Origin of the sequence: Streptomyces parvulus (genome assembly GCF_014648855.1) — a bacterium.
In the GTDB taxonomy this organism is placed as follows: Bacteria; Actinomycetota; Actinomycetes; order Streptomycetales; family Streptomycetaceae; genus Streptomyces; species Streptomyces parvulus.
Map to the genome: position 1 here is coordinate 19553 of NZ_BMRX01000018.1, position 25582 is coordinate 45134.

At 70.1% G+C, this 25582-nt stretch carries 30 protein-coding genes; 25 read left to right on the top strand and 5 right to left on the bottom strand.

Annotated elements, in window-relative coordinates:
- Nucleotides 1-3 precede the first annotated feature (3 nt).
- The 7 genes from sufU (at nucleotide 4) to IE108_RS29800 (ending at nucleotide 6430) form a co-directional block, all read left to right on the top strand.
- Nucleotides 4-474: a Fe-S cluster assembly sulfur transfer protein SufU gene (gene sufU / locus IE108_RS29770; RefSeq protein ID WP_064727280.1), complete on the top strand. Its 471-nt coding sequence runs from the start codon at nucleotides 4-6 to the stop codon at nucleotides 472-474.
- Nucleotides 471-803 carry a metal-sulfur cluster assembly factor gene (locus tag IE108_RS29775; protein ID WP_064727279.1) on the top strand — a complete coding sequence of 111 codons (333 nt, stop codon included), beginning with the start codon at nucleotides 471-473 and terminating at the stop codon, nucleotides 801-803. Before sufU ends, IE108_RS29775 begins: the two co-directional genes overlap by 4 nt.
- A gap of 95 nt (nucleotides 804-898) precedes the next feature.
- Nucleotides 899-1219 (top strand): DMT family transporter, encoded by a 321-nt coding sequence (locus tag IE108_RS29780; protein WP_064727278.1) that lies wholly within the window; start codon nucleotides 899-901, stop codon nucleotides 1217-1219.
- Nucleotides 1219-1764, top strand: coding sequence for a TetR/AcrR family transcriptional regulator (locus tag IE108_RS29785; protein WP_064727277.1), 546 nt, complete (start codon nucleotides 1219-1221; stop codon nucleotides 1762-1764). Before IE108_RS29780 ends, IE108_RS29785 begins: the two co-directional genes overlap by 1 nt.
- Before the next feature lie 271 nt (nucleotides 1765-2035).
- Complete coding sequence (dapD, locus tag IE108_RS29790; protein WP_064727276.1) at nucleotides 2036-3025, top strand: 2,3,4,5-tetrahydropyridine-2,6-dicarboxylate N-succinyltransferase; 990 nt, start codon at nucleotides 2036-2038, stop codon at nucleotides 3023-3025.
- A 221-nt stretch (nucleotides 3026-3246) separates the two neighbouring features.
- Nucleotides 3247-5454: a hypothetical protein gene (locus IE108_RS29795; protein ID WP_159394597.1), complete on the top strand. Its 2208-nt coding sequence runs from the start codon at nucleotides 3247-3249 to the stop codon at nucleotides 5452-5454.
- Between the two features lie 424 nt (nucleotides 5455-5878).
- The gene (locus IE108_RS29800; protein ID WP_064727275.1) at nucleotides 5879-6430 is read left to right on the top strand and encodes an HDIG domain-containing metalloprotein; all 552 of its coding nucleotides are present in this window, start codon (nucleotides 5879-5881) and stop codon (nucleotides 6428-6430) included.
- On the opposite strand, the gene IE108_RS29805 is transcribed toward IE108_RS29800, so the two are convergent.
- Nucleotides 6427-6897, bottom strand: a complete 471-nt coding sequence (locus tag IE108_RS29805; RefSeq protein ID WP_064727274.1) for an NUDIX hydrolase — start codon at nucleotides 6895-6897, stop codon at nucleotides 6427-6429. The two genes, IE108_RS29800 and IE108_RS29805, sit on opposite strands and share 4 nt — an antisense overlap.
- Nucleotides 6898-6948: 51 nt before the next feature.
- Nucleotides 6949-7680 (bottom strand): hypothetical protein, encoded by a 732-nt coding sequence (locus IE108_RS29810; protein ID WP_064727273.1) that lies wholly within the window; start codon nucleotides 7678-7680, stop codon nucleotides 6949-6951.
- A gap of 154 nt (nucleotides 7681-7834) precedes the next feature.
- On the opposite strand from IE108_RS29810, the gene IE108_RS29815 reads away from it, so the two are divergent.
- The 12 genes from IE108_RS29815 to IE108_RS29870 all read left to right on the top strand — a co-directional run bounded on the left by IE108_RS29815 (nucleotide 7835) and on the right by IE108_RS29870 (nucleotide 15663).
- The gene (locus tag IE108_RS29815; protein ID WP_064727272.1) at nucleotides 7835-8191 is read left to right on the top strand and encodes an SCO3933 family regulatory protein; all 357 of its coding nucleotides are present in this window, start codon (nucleotides 7835-7837) and stop codon (nucleotides 8189-8191) included.
- A 2-nt stretch (nucleotides 8192-8193) separates the two neighbouring features.
- Entirely contained in the window at nucleotides 8194-9549 is a 1356-nt protein-coding gene (locus IE108_RS29820) for an FtsK/SpoIIIE domain-containing protein (protein ID WP_064727271.1), read from the top strand.
- A gap of 44 nt (nucleotides 9550-9593) precedes the next feature.
- Nucleotides 9594-10259: a DUF2637 domain-containing protein gene (locus IE108_RS29825; protein WP_064727270.1), complete on the top strand. Its 666-nt coding sequence runs from the start codon at nucleotides 9594-9596 to the stop codon at nucleotides 10257-10259.
- 21 nt (nucleotides 10260-10280) lie between these two features.
- Nucleotides 10281-10472 carry a mobile element transfer protein gene (locus IE108_RS29830; RefSeq protein ID WP_007387681.1) on the top strand — a complete coding sequence of 64 codons (192 nt, stop codon included), beginning with the start codon at nucleotides 10281-10283 and terminating at the stop codon, nucleotides 10470-10472.
- A 12-nt stretch (nucleotides 10473-10484) separates the two neighbouring features.
- On the top strand, nucleotides 10485-10640 hold the full coding sequence (locus IE108_RS29835; RefSeq protein ID WP_107420110.1) for a hypothetical protein: 156 nt from the start codon (nucleotides 10485-10487) through the stop codon (nucleotides 10638-10640).
- 23 nt (nucleotides 10641-10663) lie between these two features.
- Complete coding sequence (locus tag IE108_RS29840) at nucleotides 10664-10981, top strand: hypothetical protein (protein WP_064727269.1); 318 nt, start codon at nucleotides 10664-10666, stop codon at nucleotides 10979-10981.
- Between the two features lie 88 nt (nucleotides 10982-11069).
- Complete coding sequence (locus tag IE108_RS29845; RefSeq protein ID WP_064727268.1) at nucleotides 11070-11267, top strand: hypothetical protein; 198 nt, start codon at nucleotides 11070-11072, stop codon at nucleotides 11265-11267.
- Nucleotides 11264-12649 carry a replication initiator protein RepSA gene (repSA, locus tag IE108_RS29850; protein WP_064727267.1) on the top strand — a complete coding sequence of 462 codons (1386 nt, stop codon included), beginning with the start codon at nucleotides 11264-11266 and terminating at the stop codon, nucleotides 12647-12649. Before IE108_RS29845 ends, repSA begins: the two co-directional genes overlap by 4 nt.
- A gap of 2 nt (nucleotides 12650-12651) precedes the next feature.
- Nucleotides 12652-12852: a helix-turn-helix transcriptional regulator gene (locus IE108_RS29855; RefSeq protein WP_064727266.1), complete on the top strand. Its 201-nt coding sequence runs from the start codon at nucleotides 12652-12654 to the stop codon at nucleotides 12850-12852.
- Nucleotides 12852-14132: a tyrosine-type recombinase/integrase gene (locus IE108_RS29860; RefSeq protein ID WP_064727265.1), complete on the top strand. Its 1281-nt coding sequence runs from the start codon at nucleotides 12852-12854 to the stop codon at nucleotides 14130-14132. Before IE108_RS29855 ends, IE108_RS29860 begins: the two co-directional genes overlap by 1 nt.
- A 103-nt stretch (nucleotides 14133-14235) precedes the next feature.
- Nucleotides 14236-15294, top strand: a complete 1059-nt coding sequence (locus IE108_RS29865; RefSeq protein ID WP_064727264.1) for a GTP pyrophosphokinase — start codon at nucleotides 14236-14238, stop codon at nucleotides 15292-15294.
- Nucleotides 15295-15432: 138 nt separating this feature from the next.
- Complete coding sequence (locus tag IE108_RS29870) at nucleotides 15433-15663, top strand: hypothetical protein (RefSeq protein WP_064727263.1); 231 nt, start codon at nucleotides 15433-15435, stop codon at nucleotides 15661-15663.
- Here the strand turns inward: IE108_RS29870 and dapA are convergent.
- The gene (gene dapA, locus IE108_RS29875) at nucleotides 15648-16571 is read right to left on the bottom strand and encodes a 4-hydroxy-tetrahydrodipicolinate synthase (RefSeq protein ID WP_064727262.1); all 924 of its coding nucleotides are present in this window, start codon (nucleotides 16569-16571) and stop codon (nucleotides 15648-15650) included. The genes IE108_RS29870 and dapA overlap by 16 nt on opposite strands.
- Before the next feature lie 169 nt (nucleotides 16572-16740).
- On the opposite strand from dapA, the gene IE108_RS29880 reads away from it, so the two are divergent.
- From IE108_RS29880 to IE108_RS29890, 3 genes are all read left to right on the top strand, one after another.
- Nucleotides 16741-17160, top strand: coding sequence for a phage holin family protein (locus IE108_RS29880; protein ID WP_064727261.1), 420 nt, complete (start codon nucleotides 16741-16743; stop codon nucleotides 17158-17160).
- Nucleotides 17157-17579 carry a DUF3618 domain-containing protein gene (locus IE108_RS29885; protein WP_064727260.1) on the top strand — a complete coding sequence of 141 codons (423 nt, stop codon included), beginning with the start codon at nucleotides 17157-17159 and terminating at the stop codon, nucleotides 17577-17579. The genes IE108_RS29880 and IE108_RS29885 overlap by 4 nt, the downstream gene beginning before the upstream one ends.
- Before the next feature lie 159 nt (nucleotides 17580-17738).
- Nucleotides 17739-18443: an antibiotic biosynthesis monooxygenase gene (locus IE108_RS29890; protein WP_064731696.1), complete on the top strand. Its 705-nt coding sequence runs from the start codon at nucleotides 17739-17741 to the stop codon at nucleotides 18441-18443.
- Nucleotides 18444-18465: 22 nt separating this feature from the next.
- Here the strand turns inward: IE108_RS29890 and IE108_RS29895 are convergent, their stop codons facing one another.
- The gene (locus tag IE108_RS29895; RefSeq protein ID WP_064727259.1) at nucleotides 18466-20307 is read right to left on the bottom strand and encodes a DUF8508 domain-containing protein; all 1842 of its coding nucleotides are present in this window, start codon (nucleotides 20305-20307) and stop codon (nucleotides 18466-18468) included.
- A 288-nt stretch (nucleotides 20308-20595) separates the two neighbouring features.
- Here IE108_RS29895 and IE108_RS29900 point away from each other — a divergent pair, with 288 nt between their 5' ends.
- The 3 genes from IE108_RS29900 (at nucleotide 20596) to IE108_RS29910 (ending at nucleotide 24257) form a co-directional block, all read left to right on the top strand.
- The gene (locus tag IE108_RS29900) at nucleotides 20596-22023 is read left to right on the top strand and encodes a hypothetical protein (RefSeq protein WP_064727258.1); all 1428 of its coding nucleotides are present in this window, start codon (nucleotides 20596-20598) and stop codon (nucleotides 22021-22023) included.
- A gap of 144 nt (nucleotides 22024-22167) precedes the next feature.
- Nucleotides 22168-23634 carry a PhoX family protein gene (locus IE108_RS29905; RefSeq protein WP_064727257.1) on the top strand — a complete coding sequence of 489 codons (1467 nt, stop codon included), beginning with the start codon at nucleotides 22168-22170 and terminating at the stop codon, nucleotides 23632-23634.
- Nucleotides 23635-23705: 71 nt separating this feature from the next.
- Nucleotides 23706-24257 (top strand): TetR/AcrR family transcriptional regulator, encoded by a 552-nt coding sequence (locus IE108_RS29910; protein ID WP_064727256.1) that lies wholly within the window; start codon nucleotides 23706-23708, stop codon nucleotides 24255-24257.
- A 40-nt stretch (nucleotides 24258-24297) separates the two neighbouring features.
- Here the strand turns inward: IE108_RS29910 and IE108_RS29915 are convergent, their stop codons facing one another.
- Nucleotides 24298-25497: a TerD family protein gene (locus IE108_RS29915; protein ID WP_107420109.1), complete on the bottom strand. Its 1200-nt coding sequence runs from the start codon at nucleotides 25495-25497 to the stop codon at nucleotides 24298-24300.
- Between the last annotated feature and the right edge of the window lie 85 nt (nucleotides 25498-25582).

Sequence of the window (25582 nt, forward strand, 5' to 3'; positions counted from 1 at the left end):
AGCATGAAGCTGGACTCCATGTACCAGGAAGTCATCCTGGACCACTACAAGAACCCGCACGGGCGGGGCTTGCGGGATGGCGACGCCGAGGTCCACCACGTCAATCCCACCTGTGGCGACGAGATCACGCTGCGCGTGAAGTACGACGGCACGACGATCAGCGACGTCAGCTACGAGGGCCAGGGCTGCTCCATCAGCCAGGCCAGTGCCTCCGTGCTGAACGACCTGCTGGTCGGCAAGGATCTCGCCCAGGCGCGGCGGATCCAGGAGACCTTCCTGGAGCTGATGCAGTCCAAGGGCAGGATCGAGCCCGACGACGAGATGGAGGAGGTCCTGGAGGACGCGGTCGCGTTCGCCGGGGTCTCGAAGTACCCGGCCCGGGTCAAGTGCGCCCTGCTGAGCTGGATGGCCTGGAAGGACGCGACGGCCCAGGCACTGGACGGCGCCGACGCCGAGAAGGAGACGACGGCATGACTGAGACCGTGGAAATGAAGCCGGCCTCCGAGGAGGAGGTCCGCGAGGCCCTGCTGGACGTCGTGGACCCCGAGCTGGGTATCGACGTCGTCAACCTGGGCCTCATCTACGGCGTCCACATCGACGACGCGAACATCGCGACCATCGACATGACCCTGACGTCGGCGGCCTGCCCGCTGACGGACGTCATCGAGGACCAGGCCAAGTCCGCCACGGACGGCCTCGTCAGCGAGCTGCGCATCAACTGGGTCTGGATGCCGCCGTGGGGCCCGGACAAGATCACGGACGACGGGCGCGAGCAGCTGCGGGCGCTCGGCTTCAACGTCTGAGGCAGTCCGAGCCGCACCGCTCCCCAGAACGGCGACGCCCATCGGGCGTCGCCGTTCTCGTGTCGTCAGGCCCTTCGTTATGTACGATCGTACACATGGGATACCTGCTCCTGGCCGGAGCCATCGCCGCCGAGGTCGCCGGGACCACCGCCATGAAGTACAGCGAGGGCTTCAGCAGGCTCGGCCCGTCGCTGCTGACGGCGGTCGCCTACGTCCTCTCCTTCACCCTCCTCGCCCAGACCCTGAAGACCCTCGCCGTCGGCACCGCGTACGCCATCTGGGCCGGCGTCGGCACGGCGGCCATCGCCGCGATCGGCGTGACGTTCATGGGCGAGGGGATGACCGCGGCCAAGGCCGCCGGCATCGCGCTGATCATCGTCGGGGTCGTCGTCCTGAACCTGGGCGGCGCGCACTGATGTCCCGCCGCTACGACCCGGAGCGCCGCCGGCGCCTCATCGACGCGGCGATCCGGGTCGTCGGCCGCAAGGGCATCGCCGGGCTCAGCCACCGCACGGTGGCCGCCGAGGCGGACGTGCCCCTGGGCTCCACGACGTACCACTTCGCGACCCTGGACGAGCTGCTGGTCGCGGCGCTGCGCCAGGCCAACGAGGGTTTCGCCAAGGTCGTCGCCGAGCACCCGCGCCTCTCCGACCCGGACGCCGACCTCCCCGGCGAACTGGCCCGCGTCCTAGGCGACTGGCTGGCCGGCGACCGCACCGGCGTGGAGCTGGAGTACGAGCTGTACCTCGCCGCCCTGCGCCGCCCCGCCCTGCGCCCGGTGGCGGCGGAGTGGGCCGAGGGCGTCGGCGCGCTCCTCGCCGACCGCACCGACCCGGTCACCGCGCGGGCCCTGGTCGCCGTGCTGGACGGGATATGCCTCCAGGTGCTGCTGACGGACACGCCGTACGACGAGGGGTACGCGCGCGAGGTGCTGGGGCGGGTGATCCCACCTGGCCGGTGACCGCCGGGCCGTGTCCGCCGGGTCGGTGACGGCCGGCCGGTGTCCGCGGGGGCCGGTGTCCGTCGGGCCGGTGTCCGCGGGGCCGGGTCCGCGGGTCGGCGTCCGCCGGGTCGGTGACCGCCCGCTGGTGTCCGCCGGGTCGGTGACCGCCGGGCTGGTGACCGCCCGGCCCGTGTGCGGCGCGACTGTGTCCGCCGTGCCCGTGACCGGGGGGCGAGACGGTCGCGGGGTCGGCTCGCATCGGCGGGTGGCGGCCGGTTAGGTTGCCCTCATGACCGACACGACTGCTCCCCGCACCACCGGCGCCGTGGCCGCCGGCCTCGCCACGATCGCCGCCGACGGCACCGTCCTCGACACCTGGTTCCCGGCCCCGCAACTGTCCGCCGAGCCCGGCCCCTCCGGCACCCAGCGCCTGACGGCCGAGGAGGCCGCCGAGCTGCTCGGCGGCGGAGCGACCGCCGCGGCCGGTCCGGACGCCCGCCGCGGTGTCGAGGTGGTCGCGGTCCGCACGGTCATCTCCTCGCTGGACGAGAAGCCGGTCGACACGCACGACGTCTACCTGCGCCTGCACCTGCTCTCCCACCGCCTGGTCAAGCCGCACGGCCAGAACCTGGACGGCATCTTCGCCCACCTCGCCAACGTCGCCTGGACCTCGCTGGGCCCGGTCGCCGTCGACGACGTCGAGAAGGTCCGCCTGAACGCCCGCGCCGAGGGCCTGCACCTCCAGGTGACGTCCATCGACAAGTTCCCCCGCATGACCGACTACGTCGCCCCCAAGGGCGTGCGCATCGCCGACGCCGACCGCGTCCGCCTCGGCGCGCACCTCTCCGAGGGCACCACGGTCATGCACGAGGGCTTCGTCAACTTCAACGCCGGCACGCTGGGCACGTCGATGGTCGAGGGCCGCATCTCCGCGGGCGTCGTCGTCGGCGACGGCTCGGACATCGGCGGCGGCGCCTCCACGATGGGCACCCTCTCCGGCGGCGGCAACGTCCGCATCGTCATCGGCGAGCGCTGCCTGGTCGGCGCCGAGGCGGGCGTGGGCATCGCCCTCGGCGACGAGTGCGTGGTCGAGGCCGGCCTCTACGTCACCGCGGGCACCCGCGTCACGATGCCCGACGGCCAGGTCGTCAAGGCCCGCGAACTCTCCGGCGCCTCCAACATCCTCTTCCGCCGCAACTCGGTCACGGGCACGGTGGAGGCCCGCCCGAACAACGCGGTGTGGGGCGGCCTGAACGAGATCCTGCACAGCCACAACTGATCATCGGTGGCCGTGACCTGCGGTCGCCTTACCGGTCAACGCCCTGACCTGCTGCTGAGCTGTCGGTAGCTGTCGACGTTGGTCAACGCTGAGCGCCCTTCCACGGCCCTAGGACGGCCCGGAAGGGCGTTTCGCGTGAGCGGTGGTATCGACGCCATTACCCTATGCACACAGTGGTGGTTGGCTGAGGCTCACTCAGCCAACCGGCAGGAGGGGGAACGATGCACCGAGACCGTTTCGAGCTGGCGCTTAAGCAGCTAAGCGCCCACGATGGGACGCTCTTCGAACAACTCGCTTCAGCGTTCGCCGTTCTAGAGTTCGGCGAGCTTCGTACCGTTGCTTCTGTCGGCGGAGATGGAGGTAAGGACGCGCGCTTGTTCTCTCCGGTAGATGATGACACGGTCATCTTTCAGTACTCGGTCACTGTTGATTTCTCAGGCAAAATTCTCAGGACGGCGGAGAGGTTGAAAAAGACCGCTCCAGATGCCAGAGAGTTGGTCTATGTAACTAGTCAGCAGGTCGGCACCAAGGGCGATGACGTTAAGCGGCGACTTCGCAAAGAATACAAGCTTTCTCTGGACATTTGGGATCGGTCCTGGTTTTTGGACCGAGTCAATATGCATCCACAGACTGAAGAGGCAGCAGAGTCGCTCGCTAAGATTAAGGTGGACCCGCTTGCGGCTTCAGCGCTGGGTGTAAGTTCCGCGCTGCCTTCGCTTTCGACCAGCGAAGAGCAAGAAGCAGCCCTCTTCTTGGAGCTAACCTTTGGTGATGAAGATCGCCATAAAGGTCTGACGAAGGTTGGCTTTGAATCATTGGTTAGAGCTGCCTTGCGCTCTACCGATTCAGATAACCGAGTGACTCGGGAGGTAGTGCACGAACGTGTCCGTGCGATGCTCCCTGCTGGGCGCGAGTATACGGAACTGGTTGACAGTGCCCTCAAACGATTGACGAAGGGGGCCATCCGTCACTGGTCACGGACAGACGAATTTTGCCTCTCTCACGATGCATCCCTATTGCTTAAAGATCGAATGACCTCATACGCTCTCATTCGGCAAAAGTTCAGAGAGGAGGTTCGGAACCGAGTGACCGAAATCTCAATCACGGAGAAAGAAAGCCTTTCGGCATCTGAACTGAACTCTGCCTGTGATCTGGTTGAGGCGGCGCTCGATAGAATCCTCCTTGAGCGTGGTAAGTCTTTCGCGGACGCGCTTGTTTCTTCGCGTGTATCTGACTACCAGTCCGAGAGTCTAGAACCCCTCATTGATCGCGCAATGAGGGACAAAGAGAGAGCGCCATCAAAAAAGGCCCGGCAGATTGTCTCTTATGTAATCTCTTCGATTGTGAATAATACGGCCGGTGTTGCTCGCGATTACATGCGGGGTCGATTGGAGTCCTACACGCTCTTCTCTCTCTTGCAGGCTACTCCCGACGTGCAGAAGACCGTAGTTAAGTTGTTCAGCGGGGGAGTTATTTGGTTGGATGCAAACCTGATTCTCCCTGTTCTGGCGGAGGAGCTGGCCGACGAAGAGAATCGGTCCTTTACTCGATTGTTGGAGGCTGCGCGCAACTGTAGTATTTCGCTCCGCGTTACGAGTGGAATTGTGGAAGAGATTTCATCGCATATGCGTCGATCGCTGGCGTATGCGCGTGTAGCGGGACAGGGTATGCGTTGGGATGGCGACGTTCCATTCCTAGCTGCGGCACATGCTGCCAGTGGTAGAGACGCCGCAGCACTGGGTAGTTGGCTGGAGAACTTCCGTGGCAGTGAGCAGCCTCTGGAAGATGTCGCCGACTACCTAGAAGAAGTGCATGGCATTCGTATCCAGGAACTAACCGATGAGGCGGACGCAGCGGGTGTCGAGCTTCGAGGTGCTGTACAAGAGATCTGGTATGAGGCACGTGAACGCAGAACGAACAAGTTCGCACCCGCGACAGTACAAATACTGGTGAATCATGATGTGGAATGCTACTTGGGGGTAGTTCAGAGGCGTAAGCGAGAGAACAAGGGTCCGCTCGGATTCAACTCCTGGTGGCTTACCCTCGATGGAACGGCTTTCAAGGTAAACGAATTGTTGAAGAGGAGGCTTGTTGGTGACCCGCCATTGTCTCCTGTGATGAGTCCTGACTTCCTGTTGCGCTATCTGGAGATCGGACCGGCGAGGGCTCAGGTCTCCAAGAATTTGCGCAGCGAGCTACCAGTTATGTTGGACCTTTCCTTCCTTGAAGGCGTATCTCCGCACATAATGCAAGTAGTAGAGCAAGTGCGAGATGAGCACAAGAATTTGCCGGGCCGTGTGCTGCGGAGGAAGATCCGAGACACAATCAATCGATTGAAGTCTGCCCGAGGTAGAATCGCGGAGGGTGGGGTCGGATTGGTCGAACAGGAAGTTTTGGAGAGTATTCAGTCGGCCAATGGGAATTCTTAGATTCCTTGCTGTTCGTATGGTCTCAAAGGTTGGCGGAGCGGCTTTGGGCTGGAGCTGCTTTGGGGCGAGTGATCTTGGCCCCGTAAGCTGATGGCGAGTCGGGCAGTCTGTGGACCTGCCCGCTAAAGCACGACGTTGGGGCCAAGATCTTAGAGGCTCGCCCCAAAGTGGCTGCCTAAAGCCGTGGAGCCGACCGCCCCAGCCACAGAGGGTGTCTCCCCAATTCATGCCCGCAGCCGCCGAGCGCGCCGCCGGGCGCGGCCAGCCGGGGCGAAGACAGGAGGCGGGCCGCGCCGTAGAGGCGGCGCGCGCCCGCGCCGTGCGCGGGCCTTGATGGAGTAGGGAAAGTTCTACCGCGTCCATGATCCGGAACGGACACTCCCGGGCTGTCGGCTACGTGCCCGTCTCGGCTACCGTGCGACCTATGCCCTCTGGATTGGACACGCCCCAAGGCGCTGCCGAACTGGCCGAGTCGCTGTTGCCCCCGCTCGGGAACCGCTGGCTGCACACCCAGGCCGTCGCGGCTCGTGCCCAGGAGGCATCCGCGGCTGTGCCCGAGGAGGATCGCGATCTACTCGTCGCTGCGGCCTGGCTGCATGACCTCGGCTATGCGACCGAGCTGCGGGACACGGGGTTCCATCCGATCGATGGTGCGCGGCATCTCGAATCGCTCGGGGCGCCGGCACGGCTCGTATGCCTGGTCGCTCACCACTCCGGGGCTGTCTACGAGGCCGAACAGCGTGGGCTGACTGCGGAGCTGGACGTCTACGAGCGGGAGGACTCCCCGGTGCTCGATGCCCTGATCTACGCGGACATGACGACCGGCCCGGCCGGGCAGTCCTTCGACTTCGATCGCCGCATTGACGAGATCCTGGAGCGGTACGCGGAGGGCAGCGAAGTGCACAACGCGATCAGCAAGGCGCGTCCGTACCTCGGGGCCGCCGTCGAGCGGACGCGCGCTCGCCTCGCTGCTTAGCCGATGTGGGGATCGGTCTCGTCGGACAGGCCGTGATCGATCCGCATCCGCATCGACGGGTGGATGTTCAGGCTGTCGAGTCGGCTCGGGTCCACGAACGCCACCTCCTTGCTCTCACTGCTCGTGCGCAGCTCGCCGCCGACGATGCGGGCCCGGAAGCAGATCGAGAACTGCTGGCGGACCTCGCCGTCGTCGTACGCCATGACGTGAGCCGGGTTGGTGTAGATGCCGACCAGGCTCGTGACCTCGACGTCGAAGCCGGTCTCTTCCTTCGTCTCCCGTACGGCGGCGTCTGGGGCAGACTCGCCCACGTCGACTCCGCCGCCGGGCAGAGCCCAGAGGTTGTTGTCGGTCTTGTGGATGAGTAGGACTTCCCCGGCCTCGTTGACCGCCACCGCGGTTACTGACGGGACGATGCTGTTCGCCTTCGGGGCGTCCGGGTCGTTGAAGTAGTCGATGCGGGCCATGGGCCAAGCCTCGCATGTTCGGGGGCTGGTGGCCGTTGTGCCGGCATACCCCTACGCGGGGCCTCCGCGCTCCCAGGCGTAGTCGAAGCTGCGCATGTAGTGGCGGAACGTCCGGGCTCCCGGGATGTAGCGGAAGTGCAGGACCGGGTTCTGTCCGGCCGGTGCTCCAAGGACGTGCGGGTTCACCAACACGTCGTCATCGAACCGGTAGATCGAGTTGTAGAGGATCGTGTCGTGCAAGCGGACCTCCACGCCGGGCGTCGTCATCGCCGGTTCGAGGTAGCGACGCGTGATGCGGGCGCGTGCGGCCAGGTCCCCGCCGATGCCCTCCTCCTCGCCGCGCTGGCGGACCATTTCGGAGTCGGGATCTCCCAGGAGGATCCGGATCTGTGCTCCGGCCTTGGCCTTCTCCGCCAACTGGTCCGGCAGGTCCGGGTGGCTGTCGAAGAGGAACAGTCCCGCGTACACGAGGACGTCTACCTGGTCCTTCGCCTTCTCGATCAGCGACGACCACAGGGCGGTCGGCACGGCTCCCCGGTGCGGGTAGTACGTGATCAGTTCCGACGTGCTCGCGGTCTCCGCCTGCTTCTGCACGCTGGGCCAGATGTAGACCTCATCGACGCCGAGGAAGTTCGCGGCCTTCCAGCGGTGTCCCCGGTGCGGCGTGCGGTCCGTCGTGATCCACCGTTCCACGCTCTTGGGGTCCACTCCGACGTGCTGAGCCACGGACTGGATCGTCTCGCCCTTCGCTGAAATCGACGCGCGCAGACGCTCGTTCGCCATGACGTGTCCTCCCCTGGGACGCCGTAGGGACGTTTTGACGATAGCTCAGACGTCCCTAAACGTCCATACGGACCGTGATGCGTCCACTACCTCTCGCGGTCTCCTGATCTCACCGCGCCGCATTGCGGCTCATACGAGAACAGGAGAACAGACGATGCGTCAGATCCCCGTCGAGACCTCCACCGCCACCGTGATGGTGGCCCAGGCCCCCGAGCCGAAGATCCGTGACCGTCGTACCGGCGAGATCGCCACCGACGCCGAGACCGGCGCGACCCTGATGACCGTGAACGTGATGTTCGCCCTCAACGGCGACGTCGAGATCCTGAACGTCACCGTGCCGGAGACCGGCGTCTCCGGAGAGCTGGCCATGGGCACCCCGGTCGCGCTCACGGGGTTGATCGCCCGGCCGTGGGAGAACGAGTTCAACGGCCAGAAGCGGCACGGCATCGCCTTCCGCGCGGTCGCCGTCACCTCGCTCGCCGCCGACACGTCGAAGTCGAAGGCGGCCTGACCGTGACGTCGCTCATCGTCCTTCTAGCGCTGGTCGCCGCCGCTGCGGGTCTCCTGCGGTGGCGGCGCCCCGCCTGGTTCTGGCTGACCTTCGGGGTCACCTTCGCGGCCCTGCGGGTCCTGGTCCGGTACGGCTCGGTCATGGACGCCTGCGGCCTGACGGTTCCCGCCGCACGCTGGCGCCTCGGCCTGGCCCGGATGACCAATCGGCCCGTTCCCGGCCCTCGGGCCCCGCGCATCCTCCGGGTGCGGCCGACCCGTACCGGCCTGGTGCTCCGGCTCAAGCTCCGGCCCGGTCAGGACGCCTTCGACGTGACCGCGTCGTGCGACCGGCTCCGGCACTCCTTCGCCATGTACGGCGTCACCTCTCGTGAGCTGCGCTCCGGCGTGGTCGAAGTCCGCATGACCGGCTATGACGTGCTCAAGCGCGTGCAGATGCCCGCCCTCACCGACACCCGTCCGATGCGTGTCCCGGTGGCCCTGCGCGAGGACGGCTCCGTCCACTTCCGCGACTACCGCACGGTTCCGCACGCGCTGACCCTCGGTGCCACGGAGTCCGGCAAGTCGGTCTATCAGCGCAACCTCGTAGCGTCGCTGGCTTCACAGCGGGTCGCCCTCGTCGGCATCGACTGCAAGCAGGGCGTAGAGCTGTTCCCGCTGGCTCGCCGCTTCTCCGCGCTCGCCGACAACCCCGACTCCGCCGCCGAACTCCTCGAAGCGCTCGTGTCCCACATGGAGGACGTCTACCAGCTCATCCGTGCCGAGCAGCGCATCACCGCCGACGTGCCGGACGCCGAGATCGCCGCCGATATCTGGAACCTGCGCGAGGACCTGCGCCCGATACCCATCGTGGTCCTGGTCGACGAGGTGGCCGAACTCGCCCTCTTCGCGACCAAGGACGAGGAGAAGCGGCGGGACCGGATCATCACCGCGCTCGCCCGCCTCGCCCAGCTCGGCCGCGCGGCCGGCATCTATCTGGAGATCTGCGGACAGCGGTTCGGCTCCGAACTCGGCAAGGGCATCACGATGCTCCGTGCCCAGCTCACCGGCCGTACGGCACACCGCGTCAACGACGAGTCCAGCGCCAACATGGCCTTCGGCGACATTGCGCCGGATGCCGTGCTGGCCGCGATCCAGATCCCCACGGACACGCCGGGCGTCGCCGTCACGGGTGACTCCACGGGCGGCTGGGCCCGGATCCGTGCCCCGCACACCTCGCTGCGGCAGGCCGTGAACATCTGCAACCGGCACGCCGACCTGACCCCGGACGTCCCCGCTCTGGCTCCCTTCCGGCCCGCGCTCGGCGCTCCTGCTCCGGCCCTGGTGCCCGCCGTCGAGTCCGCTCCGGCTGCGGCCTGAGACCGCCCTCTCCCTGGCCTGACCCTCGCGAAGGAGGTGACGACATGACCCGCTCGATTCGCCCGGACGCCGTTCTCGTTCAGGCCGTGATCGCCGGAGCCCTGTCCTTCGCCCACCTGCACGACCTCGCCGCCGCTGCCGGGCAGACCGGTTGGAAGGCATGGGCCTACCCGGTCAGTGTCGACCTGCTGTTGGTCGCCGCCTGGCGACGGCTGCGCAATGACGGACCGTCCCGGCTGGCCTGGTGCTGGTTCCTGATCGCCCTGGTGGCCTCGCTCGGCGCCAACGTCGCCACGGCCGGGTTCCTCGACCTGGAGCACCCGCCCGCTCTCCTCCGGCTCGGCGTCGCCGGGTGGCCTGCCCTCGCCTTCCTCGGCGGCACGCTGCTCGCTCACGCTCCCAATTCCGGAAGCGAAGAGGGGGCGCCGGTCCCGTCGCCGTCAATGGCAGCCCCTGCCTCCGTCCCCAGCCCGGAGCCTGCTCCCGCTGCTGAGCCTGAGCCGGTCGTCGCCGCTGAGGACGTGCCGGCACTACCGGCCGCTGACCCTGCTCCCGCAATGCCGGTCCCCGCCGCCCTGGTCGACCACGCCCGCAAGGTCGCCGCCGACCACGAGCAACGGACCGGTGCCCGCATCGACACCGACACGCTTCGCGCTCGCCTCGGCGTCCCCGCGCCCATGGCCGATGCCATCGCCGCCCAACTCGCCTGAACCGAGAGGAGATCACCCGTCATGCCTGCCCGCGACTTCTTCCACTCCGTGATGCGGATCGGCCCCGTGCAGATCGGCACCCACCGTGACCGCCACGGCCAGACCAAGCACGCCGCCGTGTGCAGCTCGGACGGCTGTGGCTGGTCTGCCGACTACACCAGCCAGTCCGCCGCACAGCTCGCCGCCCGCACCCACCGCTGCAAGGTCCGCTAGGAGGCCATCGTCATGGACGTCCCGCTCTGGTTCGCCCTGCTGATCGTCGGAGTCCTCGGCGTCAAGCTCATCCGCCCGCCCTGGTGGCTGATCGGCGTGCTCCTGCTCGGCGGGTTCCTCATCGCCGACAGCGTTTTCGCCCCCGCCGTCGACGGCTTCGTCAAGTAGTCCACCTCGAAGGGAGATCACCCATGCTGCGTCCCAAGGTCCCGACCAATCCCGCACCGACCGGCTTCGTCTCCTCGCCCACCGTCATCGAACCGACCGCCGTCGTCCCGAGCGTCCAGGCTCCTCCGCCCGTCATGGCGGCTCCGGCGCCCGCTCGTCCCACGGTTCAGCTCACGCCCGGCTCCGTGCTCGCCCTCGTCGGTGGCGGTACCGCCGTGGTCCTCGTCGTCGGTGCCGTCCTCGTCTCGATGCTGCTCGCGGTCGCCATCACTGGCGCCTCGGTCGCCGTGTGCGCCGTCGTCCTGCGCTCGCTGCTCGCCTCCGAGTCCAAGCGGCGCTGAGCGGCCCCCGGAGCGGCCTCAACCGCCAAGTCTTGTCCGCTCCGGGCGCCCTCCCTGTCCGATCTCTCAACCGGAAGGAACCTCCATCATGACCGGCTCCGCCCCGGCCACCGCCACATCCCCGCGGATCTGCCCGAACTGCGACGGCTTCGCCACCGCCGCCGTATCCTCCGGCGACCGCGACGCCTCCGGGCAACTGCCCACGTTCGCCGTCGACTGCCCGGCCTGCCACGGTGCCGGCACACTGCCCGCCTCCGTCACCCAGCTCGCCGGGGGTCGCGCATGACCAACCCCGCGACCTTCGCGGGCCTGGACCCGGTCACCCTCTCCGACACGCTGAGGGTGGCCGGGTCTCCGGGCTTCGACCGCTGGCAGGACCAGGTCCGCCGCACCGGTGGCTGCGCCGATCCGGTCCACCTGTCGGGCTGGGTCATTCACAAGGACAAGACCACCGGCGAGACCCTGCACCACTACTCCACCGAGCATGAGCCGGGCGGACGTCTCCGAGTGGCCTGCGGCAACCGCCGTGCTTCTCGCTGCCCGTCGTGCGCCTGGACCTACGCGGGCGACACCTACCGTCTGATCCGCGCCGGGCTCGCCGGAGACGAGGACAAGGAGATACCTGCCACGGTCCGGAATCACCCCCGTGTCTTCGCCACGCTCACGGCGCCTTCGTTCGGCCCGGTCCACAACCGGCCCGATCACGGACGTTGCCGTTGCGGGACTCGGCACGCCTCGGACGACTCCGACCTCGGTACCGCGCTGGACCCGGAGACGTACGACTACGCGGGCAGCGTCCTGTTCAACAACCACGCCGGGGACCTCTGGCAGCGATTCACGAACCGTCTCCGGCGCGAGATCGCCGCCCGCGCGGGCCTGACACAGCGTGAGCTGAAGGAGTGCGCTCGCCTCTCGTACGGCAAGGTCGCGGAGTTCCAGAAGCGGGGCGCCGTGCACTTCCATGCCGTGATCCGCATCGACGGGGCCGACGGACCTGACTCAGCGGCGCCGTCCTGGGCCAGCACGGAGCTGCTCATTGATGCGATTCGGGCCGCCGCCGGTCACTCGTACACGACCGTCAGTGTCCCCGCCTCGGGGGACCAGCCCGCCCGTACGTTCCGGTGGGGTCGCCAACTTGACGTCCGGCCGGTGAAGGCGTTCGGGGACGGCTCCGATCTCACTGAACAGGCTGTGGCCTCGTACGTGGCGAAGTACGCGACCAAGGCCGCCGAGAACACCGGGACTCTCGATCGCCGGGTTGGCGAACTCGCCGAACTCGACCGTCACGGCGTCCCGGACCACGCCCGGCGCCTGATCACTGCATGCCGGGATCTGGACGGGCTTTACCCGGATCGGCGTCTGTGGGCCTGGGCTCACATGCTCGGCTTCCGTGGCCACTTCTCCAGCAAGAGCCGCCGCTACTCGACCACGCTCGGCGCCCTGCGACAAGCACGTGCCGACTTCCGCGCCGCGCAGGAACGCGAAGCTCTCGCGCTCGAAGACCGCGAGCCTGACACCGTCCTCGTGCTGGCCGACTGGCAGTATGCCGGCCACGGTCACACCCCCGGTGAATCGGCCCTCGCCGCGACGATCGCCCGCGATCTGCAAGGCAACCGCGAGACCGCTCGCGAAGCTCTGGGAGAGCTGCACGCCGAGGGGGAGTGGTGAGCATGCCGACTCGGCTGCCTGAGCGTTACCTCACGCCGGAAGACCTGGTCCAGCTCTTCGACCTGCCCAGCGTCGAGACCGTCTACCAGTGGCGACGCAAGCGTCTGGGGCCCCGCGGCTTCCGGGTCGGTCGTCACCTGCGCTACGACCCGAAAGACGTGCAGAGCTGGGTGCAGTCCCGCATGGAAGGGGCTGCTGCCTGATGGCCGGACACGTGCAAGACCGCTGGTACAAGAACGTCCCGGGCCCGGACGGCAAGACCGTCAAGGTCAAGACCGAGCGGTACGGCGTCGGACACCGCTACCGCGCCCGGTACGTGGCGCCGGACGGTTCCGAGAAGTCGAAGAGCTTCCCGGACAAGCAGAAGCGCAAGGCTGACGCCTGGCTGTCCAACATCGAAGCCGATATGTCGCAAGGGCGATACATCGATCCTGCGGCGGGTGCGGTGACCTTCGGGCAGTACGCCAAGGAATGGATGGCGGGGCTCACGATCGACCCGGTCACTCGTGAGAGCGTCGAGATCCGGTTGCGGGTTCATGCCCTGCCGTACCTCGGTGACCGGCCCTTGGCATCCTTCCGGCCCTCGCACCTTCGGGCCTGGATGCGCCAGCTGGAGGACAACGGGCGGGCCGCCTCCTACCGGCGGTCCATCTTCGCCAACGTGTCCGCCGTCTTCACGGCCGCCGTGGAGGACCGGGTCATCGCCGAGAATCCGTGCCGGGCTCGATCGGTGCGGGCGCCTGCCCTCGACGGGCGCAAGGTCAAGCCGTGGTCGGTCGAGCGGGTCATGGCGATGCACGAGGCGCTGCCGGACGTCTACCGGGAGATGGTGTCCCTCGGTGCGGGCTGCGGTCTCCGTCAGGGCGAGATCTTCGGACTGGCGGTCGAGGACGTGGACTTCCTTGGTGGAGTCCTGCGCGTCACTCGGCAGGTCAAGCTCATCCGTGGTGTCCAGGCGGTCTTCGGGCCGCCCAAGGGTGGCAAGGAGCGCCACGTGCCGCTGCCCGAGTCGGTCGCCGCCGCGCTGGAGGCCCACGTCACCAGGCATCAACCGGTGGACCTCACCCTGCCGTGGAAGACGCCGGACGGGCCGCCCGTCACGGCCTCGCTGCTGTTCGTCAACGCGGGACGCCGATCGCTGCACAGGAATCGGTTCAACCGGGCCGTGTGGCGCCCCGCGCTTCTTTCTGCCGGCATACCCTCCGGCCGCGAGAACGGCATGCACGCGCTGCGCCACTTCTACGCCTCCGTCCTCCTGGACGCGGGGGAGAGCATCAAGGCCCTGAGTGAATACCTCGGCCACCATGACCCGAGCTTCACGCTTCGCACCTACACCCACCTCATGCCGAACAGCGAGGCGCGCACCCGGGCCGCCGTCGATCGTGTCCTTCGCGGCCCGGGCAACCCCCAGGACGGCCCCGATACGGCCCACGGCCCGGGTCGTGCGTCTGACCTGGATGGTGATCAGAACAGCCACAACTGACCCACCCGCAAGGCCCCGAGGGCGGCGCTTCCAGCTGGAAGCGCCGTCCTTCGTGTGCGGGCTCTGGGAGGATGTGACGTCGCATCACGTGGGGGAGGGGTGTGTGAAGGACGAGTCGGGGGCCGGGGTGGACTGGAGTGCTGCCTACGCGGCCTCGCGGAACCGGTACGAGCGGTACTGCGGGAAGCTCCAGGAGCTGCTCGGGCAGGTGCTGGAGAAGTGCGGCGTCGAGTACGTGCAGATGGAGGGCCGGGCGAAGGACGTCGCGAGCTTCACCGAGAAGATCCAGCGCAAGGGCGGGAAGTACACCGACCCGCTGGCCGAGGTGACGGACCTGGCCGGGATCCGGATCATCGCCTACTACGTGGAGGACGTGGAGAGGATCGCGGGCCTCATCCGGCAGGAGTTCTCCGTGCTGGAGGAGCACAGCGGGGACAAGCAGGCGGAGCTGGCGGACAACGAGTTCGGGTACGCCTCCTTCCACCTGGTGCTGGAGCTGGCGGACAAGCGGAGTTCGCTCCTCGAGTGGGAGGAGTTCCGCGGGCTCAAGGCCGAGGTCCAGGTGCGGACGGCGCTCCAGCACGCGTGGGCCGCGGTCAACCACAAGCTGGACTACAAGAAGTCCCAGGACAGTCCCCGGGAGCTGCGGCGGCGCCTGTTCCGGCTCAGCGCACTCTTCGAGCTGGCGGACGAGGAGTTCTCCAAGATCCGGTCCGACGGGCGGCGGATCGCCGACGCCTACGCCCGGGAGGTGCGCAGCGGCACCTACGACCTGGAGGTCAACGTCGACTCCGTGTCGGCCTGGATCCGCGAGGACCCGCTGGTGCAGCGGCTGCGGCAGACCGCCCACCGGATCGGCTGGCCGCTGCTCGGCGACTCCGACCCCGTGCCCGCCGTCGACCGCAGGGACCTGGTGCACTTCCTGAACGCGCAGGGCATGACCCGCATCGGCGACCTGCGCGACGCCCTGGACCGGGGCGAGCACCTGATCGAGCCCGTGCTGCGGCGGTTCATCGACGACGAGGAGGAACCGCACGCCACCTCCATGGAGGACCTGATGACCCAGTTCCTCCTCGTGTACCGGAAGGTGCCCGTGGAGATGTGGGACACCTACTACGAGCCCACCGGCGCCTTCGAGGCGGCGCGTGCGCTGGTGGAGTAGCGAGGCACCGTGCGGCGGTCGCTCCCGTGCGCTCCCGCACGTACGGATGACCTCCCGTGACCTGCCGGTGGTCTTGGCGGATGAACGGGTGGACGCAGAGTCCGATCAGACGCCGATCCGACGAGACGAGGGCCTGGTATGACGAACGAGCGGGTGGGGACCATGGCGCGCCGGCTGGCCACGGCGGGTGCCGCCGTGCTGGTGTGCTGGGTGCCGGCCGGTGCCGCGCACGCCGACGAGACGACGACCGGCTCGCACAACGGACCCAGGGTCGGGCTCCTCAACGTCCACGTCGGCCAGATCGACGACCCCGCCGAGGACGTGCTGGAGCACACCCTGCTGTTCGGCGACGGCTACGCCTGGAACTGAGCCGCCCCGGCGGTCAGTTCCCGGTACGCCGTCAGGAGGCCCTCGGTCGTCTCCCGGTCCGCGGGGCGCAGCGGCGCGCGGACCGGGCCGGACGGCAGACCGAGCGCGCCGAGCAGGGCCTTCGTGGTCACCGTGCCGGGCAGGCCCGCCGCCATCACCGGCTCGATCAGGGCGAGCGCCCGCCGCTGGAGGCGCGCGGCCTCCCGCGTGCCGCCCGCGTCGAAGGCGTCGAGGACGGCGCGGAACAGTCCCGGCACGACGTTCGCGACGGTGCTGACGTACCCGGTGGCGCCGAGCGCGTACAGGGCGAGGATCTGCTCGTCGCAGCCCGCGTAGTACGCCAGGCCGGTGCGCGCCAGCACCTTCTGGGTGCCCAGCAGGTCGTAGGAGCAGTCCTTGACGGCGACGATCCGGGGGTGGCCGGCGAGGCGGACGAGGGTGTCGGGCTCGATGCGGGTGCCGGTGCGGCCCGGGATGTCGTAGAGCGCGAGCGGCAGCCCGCAGGCGTCCGCGACCTCGCGGAAGTGCGCCTCCAGGGCGTCCTGCGGGGGCCGGCTGTAGTACGGCGCGACCACCAGCAGCCCGTCCGCGCCGGCCCGCTCCGCGGCCCGGGCCAGCTCGACGGTGTGCCGCGTGTCCGCGGTGCCCACCCCGGCGACCAGCGCCGCGCGGCCGCCGACCGCCTCCCGCACGGCCGCCACCAGCGCCGACTTCTCCGCGTCCGTGGTGGTCGGCGACTCGCCCGTGGTGCCGGACAGCACCAGGCCGTCGCAGCCCGCCGCCACCAGCCGCTCGGCGAGCCGCTGCGCGCCGTCGAGGTCCAGCGCACCGGAGCCCGTGAAGGGCGTGACCATGGCACACAGCGCGCGGCCGAAGGGGGGCGAGGGGTGGTCGTCGTCCGTCGTCATGGGAGTAGTGTCGACGCGGTGACGGTGTAGCTCCACTTAATTCTTCTACGAGGTACAGGTAAGTGTTGCTGTACTGTCGGTCGGCGTCCGGGCCCGGGAGCTGCGTGGGGGTAGCGCCCGGCGGCGCGGGGTACCCGAAGTGCTTCCAACCGAGAGGAGGCGGTACACCGTGACCGGAACCATGCACACCAGGCCGGCGCACGACGAGCAGCACTCCGTGGGCGAGCTCGTCGGTCAGGCCACCGAGCAGCTCTCCCGGCTCGTGCGCCAGGAAGTGTCCCTCGCCAAGCTCGAACTGGCGGAGAAGGGCAAGCGCGCGGGACGCGGCGGCGGCATGCTCGGCGCCGCGGGAGCCATCGCCTACGTCGGCGTGTTCGCGCTCGCCGGCACGGTCGCCGCCGCACTCTCGCTCGTGCTGCCCGTGTGGGCCGCGGCGCTCATCGTGACGGCGGTGCTCTTCGTGATCGCCGGCATCCTGGCCGCGACCGGCCGGGCCCAGCTCCGCCGAGCCGTGCCCCCGAAGCCCGAGGAGGCCCTCGGCAGCGTCAAGGCCGACGTCGACCAGATCAGGGAAAGGGCGCACCGATGACCGATGCGACGAGCGGGGACCGCGCGCGGACCGGTTCCACCGCGCAGCCCACCGGGGCCAAGGGCCCCGACGAACTGCGCAGGCAGATCGAGCAGACCCGGAGCCAGCTCGGCGACACCGTCGAGGAACTGGCGGGCAAGGCCGACGTGAAGGGCCGCGCCAAGGCCAGGGCCGCCGACCTGCGGGACAGGGCCGGCGCCATGACCGTGCAGCTGCGCAGCTCCGCCGCGCAGGCCGGCCACACCGTGCAGGGCAAGGCCGGCCGGGCCGGGCACTCCGCCGAGGAACGCGTGCCGGACCGGGCGCGGGGCGCCGTACGGGCCGGGCTCGGCCACCCGCGGGTGCTGCTGGCCGCCGGCGCCGCCTGCGCGCTCGCCACGGCCGGTGTGCTGGCCTACCGCCACCAGGGACACCGCTGAACCGACGCGCACGTACGACGCCGGCGACGAGGGACACCGCCCACGGGTGCCCCTCGTCGCCCGCGTCGTACCGGGCCGGAGGCCGTGCTTGACCTCGACCGAGGTCGAGGTCGCAGGGTGGTGCGTGCACCCGACGACCACCGACCCGTGGAGGCCGGCATGACCCGCCGTACCGACGCACACCCCGTACTCGACCACCCCGGCGTCGAGGCACCCCTCTTCAGCACCTGGCGGGTGGGCACCCCCGAGCGACAGCGCCTGACCGTCGACGCCGTCGCCCGCACCTGGGAGCGCCGCCCCTGGCCCGCGGACGGCCTGCTCGGCTACCACGTCTACACCGGCCACGACGGCAGCACCCTGCTCCACCACTCCCAGTGGGCGAGCGAGCAGGCCTACGAGGGCTTCGTGAAGACCCACCGCCAGGAGCGGGTCGACGAGGTCGACACGGCCGTGCCGGGCATCGAACGGGCGGGCCTCGGCCGGTACCGGCGCTACCGCAGCGGCGCCCGCGGGCACGGGAGCGCGCCCGTGCCGGGGTGCGTCGTGATCGTGGACGTGGAGTTCGAAAGCCCCGACCCCGGCCGTCAGCGCGCCTGGGTCGACGCCGTGTTCGAGGCTCTGGAGAGCGAACCCGACCAGCACCCCGGCGGCATCTCCGCCCACTTCCACCTCAGCACCGACGGCACCCGCGTCCTCAACTACGCGGAGTGGGAGAGCGCCCGGGCGCACATCGACGCCCTCGCCGCGCCCGGCGAGGGCATCGGCTCCGCGACGCGGCAGTGGCGGCGGGTCCAGAACTGGCCCGGCCTGAAGGGCAGTACGGTCGCCCGCTACGAGCACGCCCTCGGCCTCGTGCCCGGCTGAACCCGCCGCCGCCGCGCTCAGATCACGGACGGAACCGCAGCACCTGCGGGTCGTGGTCGCTGACCTGGTCGTGGAACTCGGCGTTCACGTGCACGCTGTCGTAGGACAGCCGCCCGGCCCAGCGGATCGACGGGCTGACCAGGATCTGGTCGAGGACCTGGCTGTTGCCCTGGTAGACGTACGAGTAACGCTCGGAGCGCGGCAGCGACTTGACCGCCGACCACAGGGCGCCGCCGTCCTCCAGGATGCGCGCGGTCCGCGAGAACTCGAAGTCGTTGATGTCGCCGAGCGCGACGACGTCGGCGTTCCGCTGCGCGGACAGGATGTCCTTGACGAAGGTGTTCACCGCCTTCGCCTGGAGGTGGCGCTGGGTCTCCGAGGAGCGCGACGGCGGCTGGTACTGCGCCGTCAGGCCCTGGTCGCCGCCCTTGGAGTTGAAGTGGTTGGCGATGACGAAGACGGTGCGGCCGCGGAAGACGAACTCGCCGGCCAGCGGCTTGCGGCTGTTCTCCCAGGCCGGGTTCGCCGGGTCGACACGGCCCGGGGAATGCGTCAGCTCGGCCTCGCCGCGCACCCTGCGCACGCCCGTCGCGGTGGTCGCGTCGCCGCCCGCGCGGTCGGTGAAGGAGACCCGCTCGGGGTTGAACAGGAAGGCCTGGCGGATGTTGCCGCCGGGCTCGCCGCCGTCCGCCTTGTCGACGGGGTCGATGCCCCGCCACGCGTAGCGCGGGCCGCCGGCCGCGGCGATCGCGTCGATCAGCCGGCCGATCGTGGCGTCGGCGGCGACCGTGCCGTCGTCGGTGGCGCCGTTGTTGTCCTGGATCTCCTCCAGGGACACGATGTCGGGCGACTTCAGGTGGTGCACGATCGCGTCGGCGTGCGCGGCGAAGGTGTCGTCGGACGGGTCCAGGTTCTCGACGTTGTACGTCGCCACCGCCAGCTCGCGGCCGCTCTGCGGGCGGGTCGACTCGCGCCGCGTGCCGCCGCTCTCCAGCGAGCCCAGCTCGCTCGCGACCAGCGTGTAGCCGCCGAACTGGTTGTAGTCGAGCGGACCCGCGGTGGTGCCCGCGAGGGTGTCGCCCACGTTGGCGTCCGGGAAGTCGGCCGGCTTGCCGAGCGACTGGATCTGGAGCCGGCCGGTGTTCTGGGCGTCGTAGGAACCGTAGACGGTGCCGCCGCGGCGGTTGGGGTTCTCCCACGGCTTCACCGTGACCCACAGCTCGGTGTACGGGTCGGTGGCGCCGACCACCCGGGCGTCGGCCACCTCGACGGTCATGCCCTCCAGCGACTCGTAGAGGTCCAGGGCGTAGCGGTCGGGCCGCAGCCGCAGGCCGTTGACGGACCCGCCGGCCGCCGCGTCGCCCTCGGGCGCGTACGCGCGGGGAACCGAGCGGGCGGAGACGGCCGTCGCGGCCGGGAGCGCGTTGCCGCCGGAGACGACGGTGACCGTCGGGCGGGTGATCTCGGTCAGCGACTGGTTGCCCGAGGAGGCGCCGCCCGGGACGTACTCCGAGACCGTGCCCGAGACGGTGACCGCGTCGCCCGCGGCGACCGTCGGGACCGCGTTGGTGAAGACGAAGACGCCCTCACTGGTGGCCGGGTCGGCGTCGGGCCGCGGGTCCTGGATCCAGAAACCCTTGGAGGAGCCGTAGCCGCGGACGCCGGTGACGATTCCGGCCACGTCCGCGACCTGCTTGCCCGCGTACGGCGACAGGCGGGTGCTGCCCTGGATGTCGTGGACGCGCACCGGGGCGTCGGCTGCGGAGCCGGCGTGGGCGGGCGCGGTGAGGACGACGGTGGACGCCGCCGAGCAGACCGCTGCGACGGTGAGCGCGGCGAGGCGCGTGGAGGACTTGCTGGCCAACGGGATCCCTCCGGGGACGTGACGTGGCGCCGGGACGAGGGTGGACGGCGGGGGACCACAGGGCGCACGGACCCGCGTCAACACGTGTCCCCCCGCTCTTCCCCCGCTTTCTACGCGCGTCAATCTCCTGCCTGTCCAAGCGCGTTGTCAAGGTTTCGGCCATGTACGGCACCTGGCGGGGAGATGAACCGGGCGGCATGGGTGGAAACCCGTCTAGGCTGAGACGTCGAGCCGTACGGCACCGGATCCGGCCGTACGGCGGTCGAGGCGCCCGAGGAGAAACAGCCGATGTCAGACAGCTCCACCCTGCCGCCCGCACGGCTGCGCCCCGAGGCGGAGCTGGCCCGCGAGGCACTCTCCGCGCCGGTCCTCGCCCGGGCCGCGCGGCTGGCCCGCTGGGCCGGGGCGGACACCCGCGTCGACGCCGGGGGCGGACTCGTCGAGGAGCAGGTGCCGGCCGCCGCCGAACAGCTCGGACTGACCGGCGACGACGCCGCCGCGCTCGCGAGCGAGGCCTGGCGCATCGCCGTCGACACCGGGCTCGTCGAGATCACCGACGAGGAGGCGGGCACCGTCACGGCGGGCGAGGACCTCGCCCTGCTGACCGGCGGCTCGCCGCAGGACGTGCTCGGGCTGTGGCTCACCGCCCTGGAGGCCGTCCTCGCCGACGCGAGCGTCCCCGACCTCGACGACCTGGTCGACGCCATGGCCGAGGGCGGCGAGGTGGACCTGACCTCCCTGGACTGGGACCCGGAGGCCGAGGCCGAGTTCCTCGACGGCGTGCTCGGCAACCTCTACCTGCTCACCGTCGGCGAGGACGGCCCCGGCGAGGCCCGGGTGCCGCTGCCCGCGCTGGCCGCCTCCGTGATCGTGCCGGGCGACATGGGGGAGCCCAGCAACGAGGTCCTGGAGCAGGTGTCGGACGCGATGATGCGCCTGGACGACCAGTTCCGGATGCTGGAGCCGGTAGGCCTCGTCGAGTACCAGCCGGTCGACGAGGCGCTGATGGCCGACGCCGACGAGGAGCCCGCGGCCCCCGTCGACGAGGCCGACGTCACCCGCTACGGCATGGTGCGGCTCACCCCGCTCGGACTCCACGGACTGCGCGCACGGCTGCTGGACGCCGGCTTCGACGCTCCCGCCGTCGGGGACCTGGCCGACAAGGGCGCCGACGCGCTCCTCGACGGCACCGCGCCCTACCCGCCGGGCGCCGCGCACGCCGAGACCGAGCTGTGGCTGGTCGGCCGCGGCCCGCTCGCCGCCGCCCGGGAACTGCTGGCCGCCGCCCGCGGCACCGACCCCGGCGCGCCTCTGCGCCGGCTCCGCTGCCAGCAGGCCCTCTCCCTCGTCGGCGCCGAGGCCGAGCCCGCGCTGCGCGAGGTCCTCGACGACGCCGAACTGGGCGGCCTGGCCCGGGTGTGGCTCACCGAGCACGGCGCGCGGGACGTGCCCGCGCCGCCGCAGGAGATGGTCTTCTGGCTGACCATCGACACCGTCGCCGCCCAGCTCGCCGCCGAGGGCAACTCCGAGGAGCTGCGCGCCCTGGTGGAGGGCCTGGCCCGGCAGCACAGCGGGTTCTTCGACACCGCCTGGCGGGTCGGGCACCCCGCCACGCCGGACGTCCTGGAGGCGATGGGCCGCCTGCACCCCGACAAGAGGATCGCCAAGGAGGCCCGCAAGGCCGCCTTCAAGGCGCGGTCGCAGCAGGGCGGCTGACCGCCGGGGCGCGGGGGAGAGGTCTCCGCCAGTTCAACTGCCGTTCAGGAACGCACGGGACCCCTGTTCAGGCACGGGCGCGACCGTGACGCCGGACCGAGCTCCGCCACCCTCCACGGCACGCCCACCGTCACAGGAGACACCATGTCGCTCACCCGCAGGGACTTCACCGGTCGATCCGCGCTCACCGGCGCCGGAATCGCACTGGCGGGCAGCGTCGGCGCGCTCGCCACCGCGCCGAACGCCCTCGCCTCCACCGACACCGAGAGCGCGGCCCACGAGCACGGCGGAGACCACGGGCACGGGCACGAGCACTGGGGCGTCGGCTACGGGCCGCTGGTCCCCGACCCGGACGGCATCCTCGCGCTGCCGGCCGGCTTCCGCTACGAGATCATCACCTACTCGGGGCGGACGAAACTCGAGTCCGGCGAGTACACCCCGTCCAACCACGACGGCACCGCCGCCTTCGACGGGCCCCGCGGCACCACCCTCCTCGTCAACAACCACGAACTCGGCGGCCACCGCGACGAATGGCCGCACCCCGTCCCGCTCACCGAGGGCCTCGTCTACGACCCGGCCGCCGCCGGCGGCTGCACCGTCGTCGAGGTCCGCCGCGGCGGCCACGTCGCCGAGTGGGTCGGCATCGCCGGCACCGCCACCAACTGCGCGGGCGGCAGCACCCCCTGGGGCACCTGGCTGACCTGCGAGGAGACCGAGGACAAGGCAGGCTCCAACGGCATGACCAAGGACCACGGCTACGTCTTCGAGGTCGACCCCGAGGACCGGCGCGCCAACCGGAACCCCAAGCCCGTCAAGGCGCTGGGCCGGTACGCCCACGAGGCCGTCGTCATCGACCCCAAGCGCGGTCACGCCTACCTCACCGAGGACGCCTCCGGCCCCAACGGCCTGCTGTACCGCTGGACCCCGCCGGAGCACTTCCGGCACGGCCGCGGGCGGCTGCGCGGCCTGGCCGACGACGCCGGGGTGCTCCAGGCCTTCAAGTGCTTCGACTCGGGCGGCAAGTTCGTCGACGACCTTTCCCGGGCGACCAGGACCGGCACCGTCTACGGCGTCGACTGGGTCGACGTCCCCGACCGCGACGCCCGGACCACCCCGGTGCGCAAGCAGTTCGCCGCCGGCCAGGTCACCCGCGCCCGCAAGCTGGAGGGCATGTGGTGGGCCGACGGCGGCACCTACATCGTCTCCTCCTACGCCCGTGACGAGAGCCCCGGCCGGCCGCACGACGGCCAGGTCTGGTTCTACGACCCCCGGCGCCGGACCCTGACGCTCAAGGTCCTCCTCGGCGTCAACGCCGACCCGTCCGCCGACGGCGCCTTCGACGGCCCCGACAACATCACCGTCTCCCCGTACGGCGGCCTGGTCATCGCCGAGGACGGCGAGGGCGTCCAGCACCTGCTCGGGGCCACCGACGGCGGGCGCACCTACCCCATCGCCCGCAACGAGCTGAACATCGGCGACGAGGACGACCCGTCGTACAGCGAGTTCACCGGAGTGACCTTCTCCCCCGACGGGCGCACCCTGTACGCCAACATCCAGACGCCCGGCATCATGCTGGCGATCACGGGGCCCTGGAAGCGGCAGCGCCACTAGCACCGGCGTCGCGGCGCACCCCCTTTGGGTAGGCTGGCGGCGAGGCACGCCACCGGTCAGGGAGTAGTGCGATGACGCAGGTCAGGCCCATGCGGGCGGACGCCCGGCGCAATCGCGAGCGGTTGCTGGCGGTGGCGGCCGAGGCGTTCGCCGAGCGGGGAGAGGGCGCCTCCCTGGACGACATCGCCCGCCGGGCCGGGGTGGGCGCCGGCACCCTCTACCGGCACTTCCCGACGCGGCGGGCGCTGCTGGAGGCCGCCTACCTCGACCGGATCGAGGCGATCGCCGCACGCGCCGCAGTGATCGCCGCCAAGCGGGCGCCGGGGGAGGCGCTCCGCGAGTGGCTGGCGGAGCTGGGCGCCGGGATGATCCGGGTCCGCGGGCTGAAGACGCTGCTCGGCGCCGCCGGGGACACGGCCTGCGGGGAGTGCGTACGGGGTGCGGCGGGGCGGCTGGTGCGCGCCGCGCAGGAGGAGGGGACCCTGCGGCCGGACGTCGAACCGGTCGAGGTGCTGCGGCTGGTGCACGGCGTGGTGACGGCGGCCGAGTCGGCCGCGGGGGACGCCGGCGCGGACGTACGGCGGTATCTGTCGCTGCTGATGGGGGGACTGGAGCGGCGGTAGGGGCGCCCGGAGGGTGGGCGCCCCCTTGCCGTGCGGTCGCCTAGAGCGCCTGGCCGGCGGGCTTCACCATGCCCCGGACCGTGCGGGACTTGACGAAGTCGCCCATGGCGGTCATCTCCCACTCGCCCGAGTACTGGCGGATCAGCTTCGCCATCATCACGCCGGTCTGCGGCTCGGCGCCGGTCAGGTCGAAGCGGACCAGCTCCTCGCCGCTGGCGGCGTCGATGAGGCGGCAGTAGGCCTTGGCGACCTCCGTGAACTTCTGGCCCGAGAAGGAGTTCACCGTGAAGACCAGGCCGCTGACCTCCTGCGGGAGCCGGCCGAGGTCGACGACGATCACCTCGTCGTCGCCGCCGCCCTCGCCGGTCAGATTGTCGCCGGAGTGCTTGATCGCGCCGTTGACGATCGAGAGCTTGCCGAAGTAGCAGCTGTCGATGTGGTTGCGCTGCGGGCCGTAGGCGATGACCGAGGCGTCGAGGTCGATGTCCTTGCCGCGGAACGCCGGCTCCCAGCCGAGGCCCATCTTCACCTGGGAGAGCACCGGCCGGCCGCCCTTGACCAGGGAGACCGTCTGGTTCTTCTGGAGGCTGACCCGGCCCTTGTCCAGGTTGATCTTGCCGGTGCCCGGCGCGGGGGCGGGCGGCGCGGGCGGTGTCGCGGGCGGTGCGGCGGGCATCGTGGGCGCGGCGGCCGGCGGAGGCGGCGGGGTGGCAGCCCGGGGCTGCGCCGGGGGAGCGGCCGGCGCCGGCTCCTCCACGGTGACGCCGAAGTCGGTGGCGATGCCGGCCAGTCCGTTGGCGTATCCCTGGCCGACCGCGCGGGCCTTCCAGGCGCCGTTGCGCAGATAGACCTCCACGATCACCAGGGCGGTCTCGGCGCCGAGCTGCGGGGGCGTGAAGGTGGCGAGGACGGACTGGTCGTCGGCGTTGCGGATGGTCGCGGTCGGTTCGATGCCCTGGAAGGTCTGGCCCGCGGCGTCCGGGCTCGCGGTGACGACGATCTTCTCGATGCCCGGCGGGACGGCGGCGGTGTCGACCACGATCGCGTCCGGGGCGCTGCCGCCGCCGGAGCGGTAGGTCACGCCCTGCCCGCTGGGCTGGTTGTAGAAGATGAAGTCGTCGTCGGAGCGCACCTTGCCGTCGGCGGTGAGCAGCAGGCCCGATACGTCGAGCCGCACGGGAGCGGTGACGTCCACCGTCACGCGGGCGGCGGAGAGGGGGATGTTCGAGCCGGGGGTCATAGCTGTCATGCCGGGTGAACGAGCGAGCGCGTTTTACCGTTCCCTTACCCGGCGGCCAATCGGGGTCAGCGGCGCCGCGGGCGAA

Excerpts from the sequence above, each read along its gene's own strand:
- sufU (WP_064727280.1), top strand. The coding sequence starts at position 4 with ATGAAGCTGGACTCCATGTACCAGGAAGTCATCCTGGACCACTACAAG.
- IE108_RS29775 (WP_064727279.1), top strand. The coding sequence starts at position 471 with ATGACTGAGACCGTGGAAATGAAGCCGGCCTCCGAGGAGGAGGTCCGC.
- IE108_RS29780 (WP_064727278.1), top strand. The coding sequence starts at position 899 with ATGGGATACCTGCTCCTGGCCGGAGCCATCGCCGCCGAGGTCGCCGGG.
- IE108_RS29785 (WP_064727277.1), top strand. The coding sequence starts at position 1,219 with ATGTCCCGCCGCTACGACCCGGAGCGCCGCCGGCGCCTCATCGACGCG.
- dapD (WP_064727276.1), top strand. The coding sequence starts at position 2,036 with ATGACCGACACGACTGCTCCCCGCACCACCGGCGCCGTGGCCGCCGGC.
- IE108_RS29795 (WP_159394597.1), top strand. The coding sequence starts at position 3,247 with ATGCACCGAGACCGTTTCGAGCTGGCGCTTAAGCAGCTAAGCGCCCAC.
- IE108_RS29800 (WP_064727275.1), top strand. The coding sequence starts at position 5,879 with ATGCCCTCTGGATTGGACACGCCCCAAGGCGCTGCCGAACTGGCCGAG.
- IE108_RS29805 (WP_064727274.1), bottom strand. The coding sequence starts at position 6,897 with ATGGCCCGCATCGACTACTTCAACGACCCGGACGCCCCGAAGGCGAAC.
- IE108_RS29810 (WP_064727273.1), bottom strand. The coding sequence starts at position 7,680 with ATGGCGAACGAGCGTCTGCGCGCGTCGATTTCAGCGAAGGGCGAGACG.
- IE108_RS29815 (WP_064727272.1), top strand. The coding sequence starts at position 7,835 with ATGCGTCAGATCCCCGTCGAGACCTCCACCGCCACCGTGATGGTGGCC.
- IE108_RS29825 (WP_064727270.1), top strand. The coding sequence starts at position 9,594 with ATGACCCGCTCGATTCGCCCGGACGCCGTTCTCGTTCAGGCCGTGATC.
- IE108_RS29830 (WP_007387681.1), top strand. The coding sequence starts at position 10,281 with ATGCCTGCCCGCGACTTCTTCCACTCCGTGATGCGGATCGGCCCCGTG.
- IE108_RS29835 (WP_107420110.1), top strand. The coding sequence starts at position 10,485 with ATGGACGTCCCGCTCTGGTTCGCCCTGCTGATCGTCGGAGTCCTCGGC.
- IE108_RS29840 (WP_064727269.1), top strand. The coding sequence starts at position 10,664 with ATGCTGCGTCCCAAGGTCCCGACCAATCCCGCACCGACCGGCTTCGTC.
- IE108_RS29845 (WP_064727268.1), top strand. The coding sequence starts at position 11,070 with ATGACCGGCTCCGCCCCGGCCACCGCCACATCCCCGCGGATCTGCCCG.
- repSA (WP_064727267.1), top strand. The coding sequence starts at position 11,264 with ATGACCAACCCCGCGACCTTCGCGGGCCTGGACCCGGTCACCCTCTCC.
- IE108_RS29855 (WP_064727266.1), top strand. The coding sequence starts at position 12,652 with ATGCCGACTCGGCTGCCTGAGCGTTACCTCACGCCGGAAGACCTGGTC.
- IE108_RS29860 (WP_064727265.1), top strand. The coding sequence starts at position 12,852 with ATGGCCGGACACGTGCAAGACCGCTGGTACAAGAACGTCCCGGGCCCG.
- IE108_RS29870 (WP_064727263.1), top strand. The coding sequence starts at position 15,433 with ATGACGAACGAGCGGGTGGGGACCATGGCGCGCCGGCTGGCCACGGCG.
- dapA (WP_064727262.1), bottom strand. The coding sequence starts at position 16,571 with ATGACGACGGACGACGACCACCCCTCGCCCCCCTTCGGCCGCGCGCTG.
- IE108_RS29885 (WP_064727260.1), top strand. The coding sequence starts at position 17,157 with ATGACCGATGCGACGAGCGGGGACCGCGCGCGGACCGGTTCCACCGCG.
- IE108_RS29890 (WP_064731696.1), top strand. The coding sequence starts at position 17,739 with ATGACCCGCCGTACCGACGCACACCCCGTACTCGACCACCCCGGCGTC.
- IE108_RS29900 (WP_064727258.1), top strand. The coding sequence starts at position 20,596 with ATGTCAGACAGCTCCACCCTGCCGCCCGCACGGCTGCGCCCCGAGGCG.
- IE108_RS29905 (WP_064727257.1), top strand. The coding sequence starts at position 22,168 with ATGTCGCTCACCCGCAGGGACTTCACCGGTCGATCCGCGCTCACCGGC.
- IE108_RS29910 (WP_064727256.1), top strand. The coding sequence starts at position 23,706 with ATGACGCAGGTCAGGCCCATGCGGGCGGACGCCCGGCGCAATCGCGAG.
- IE108_RS29915 (WP_107420109.1), bottom strand. The coding sequence starts at position 25,497 with ATGACCCCCGGCTCGAACATCCCCCTCTCCGCCGCCCGCGTGACGGTG.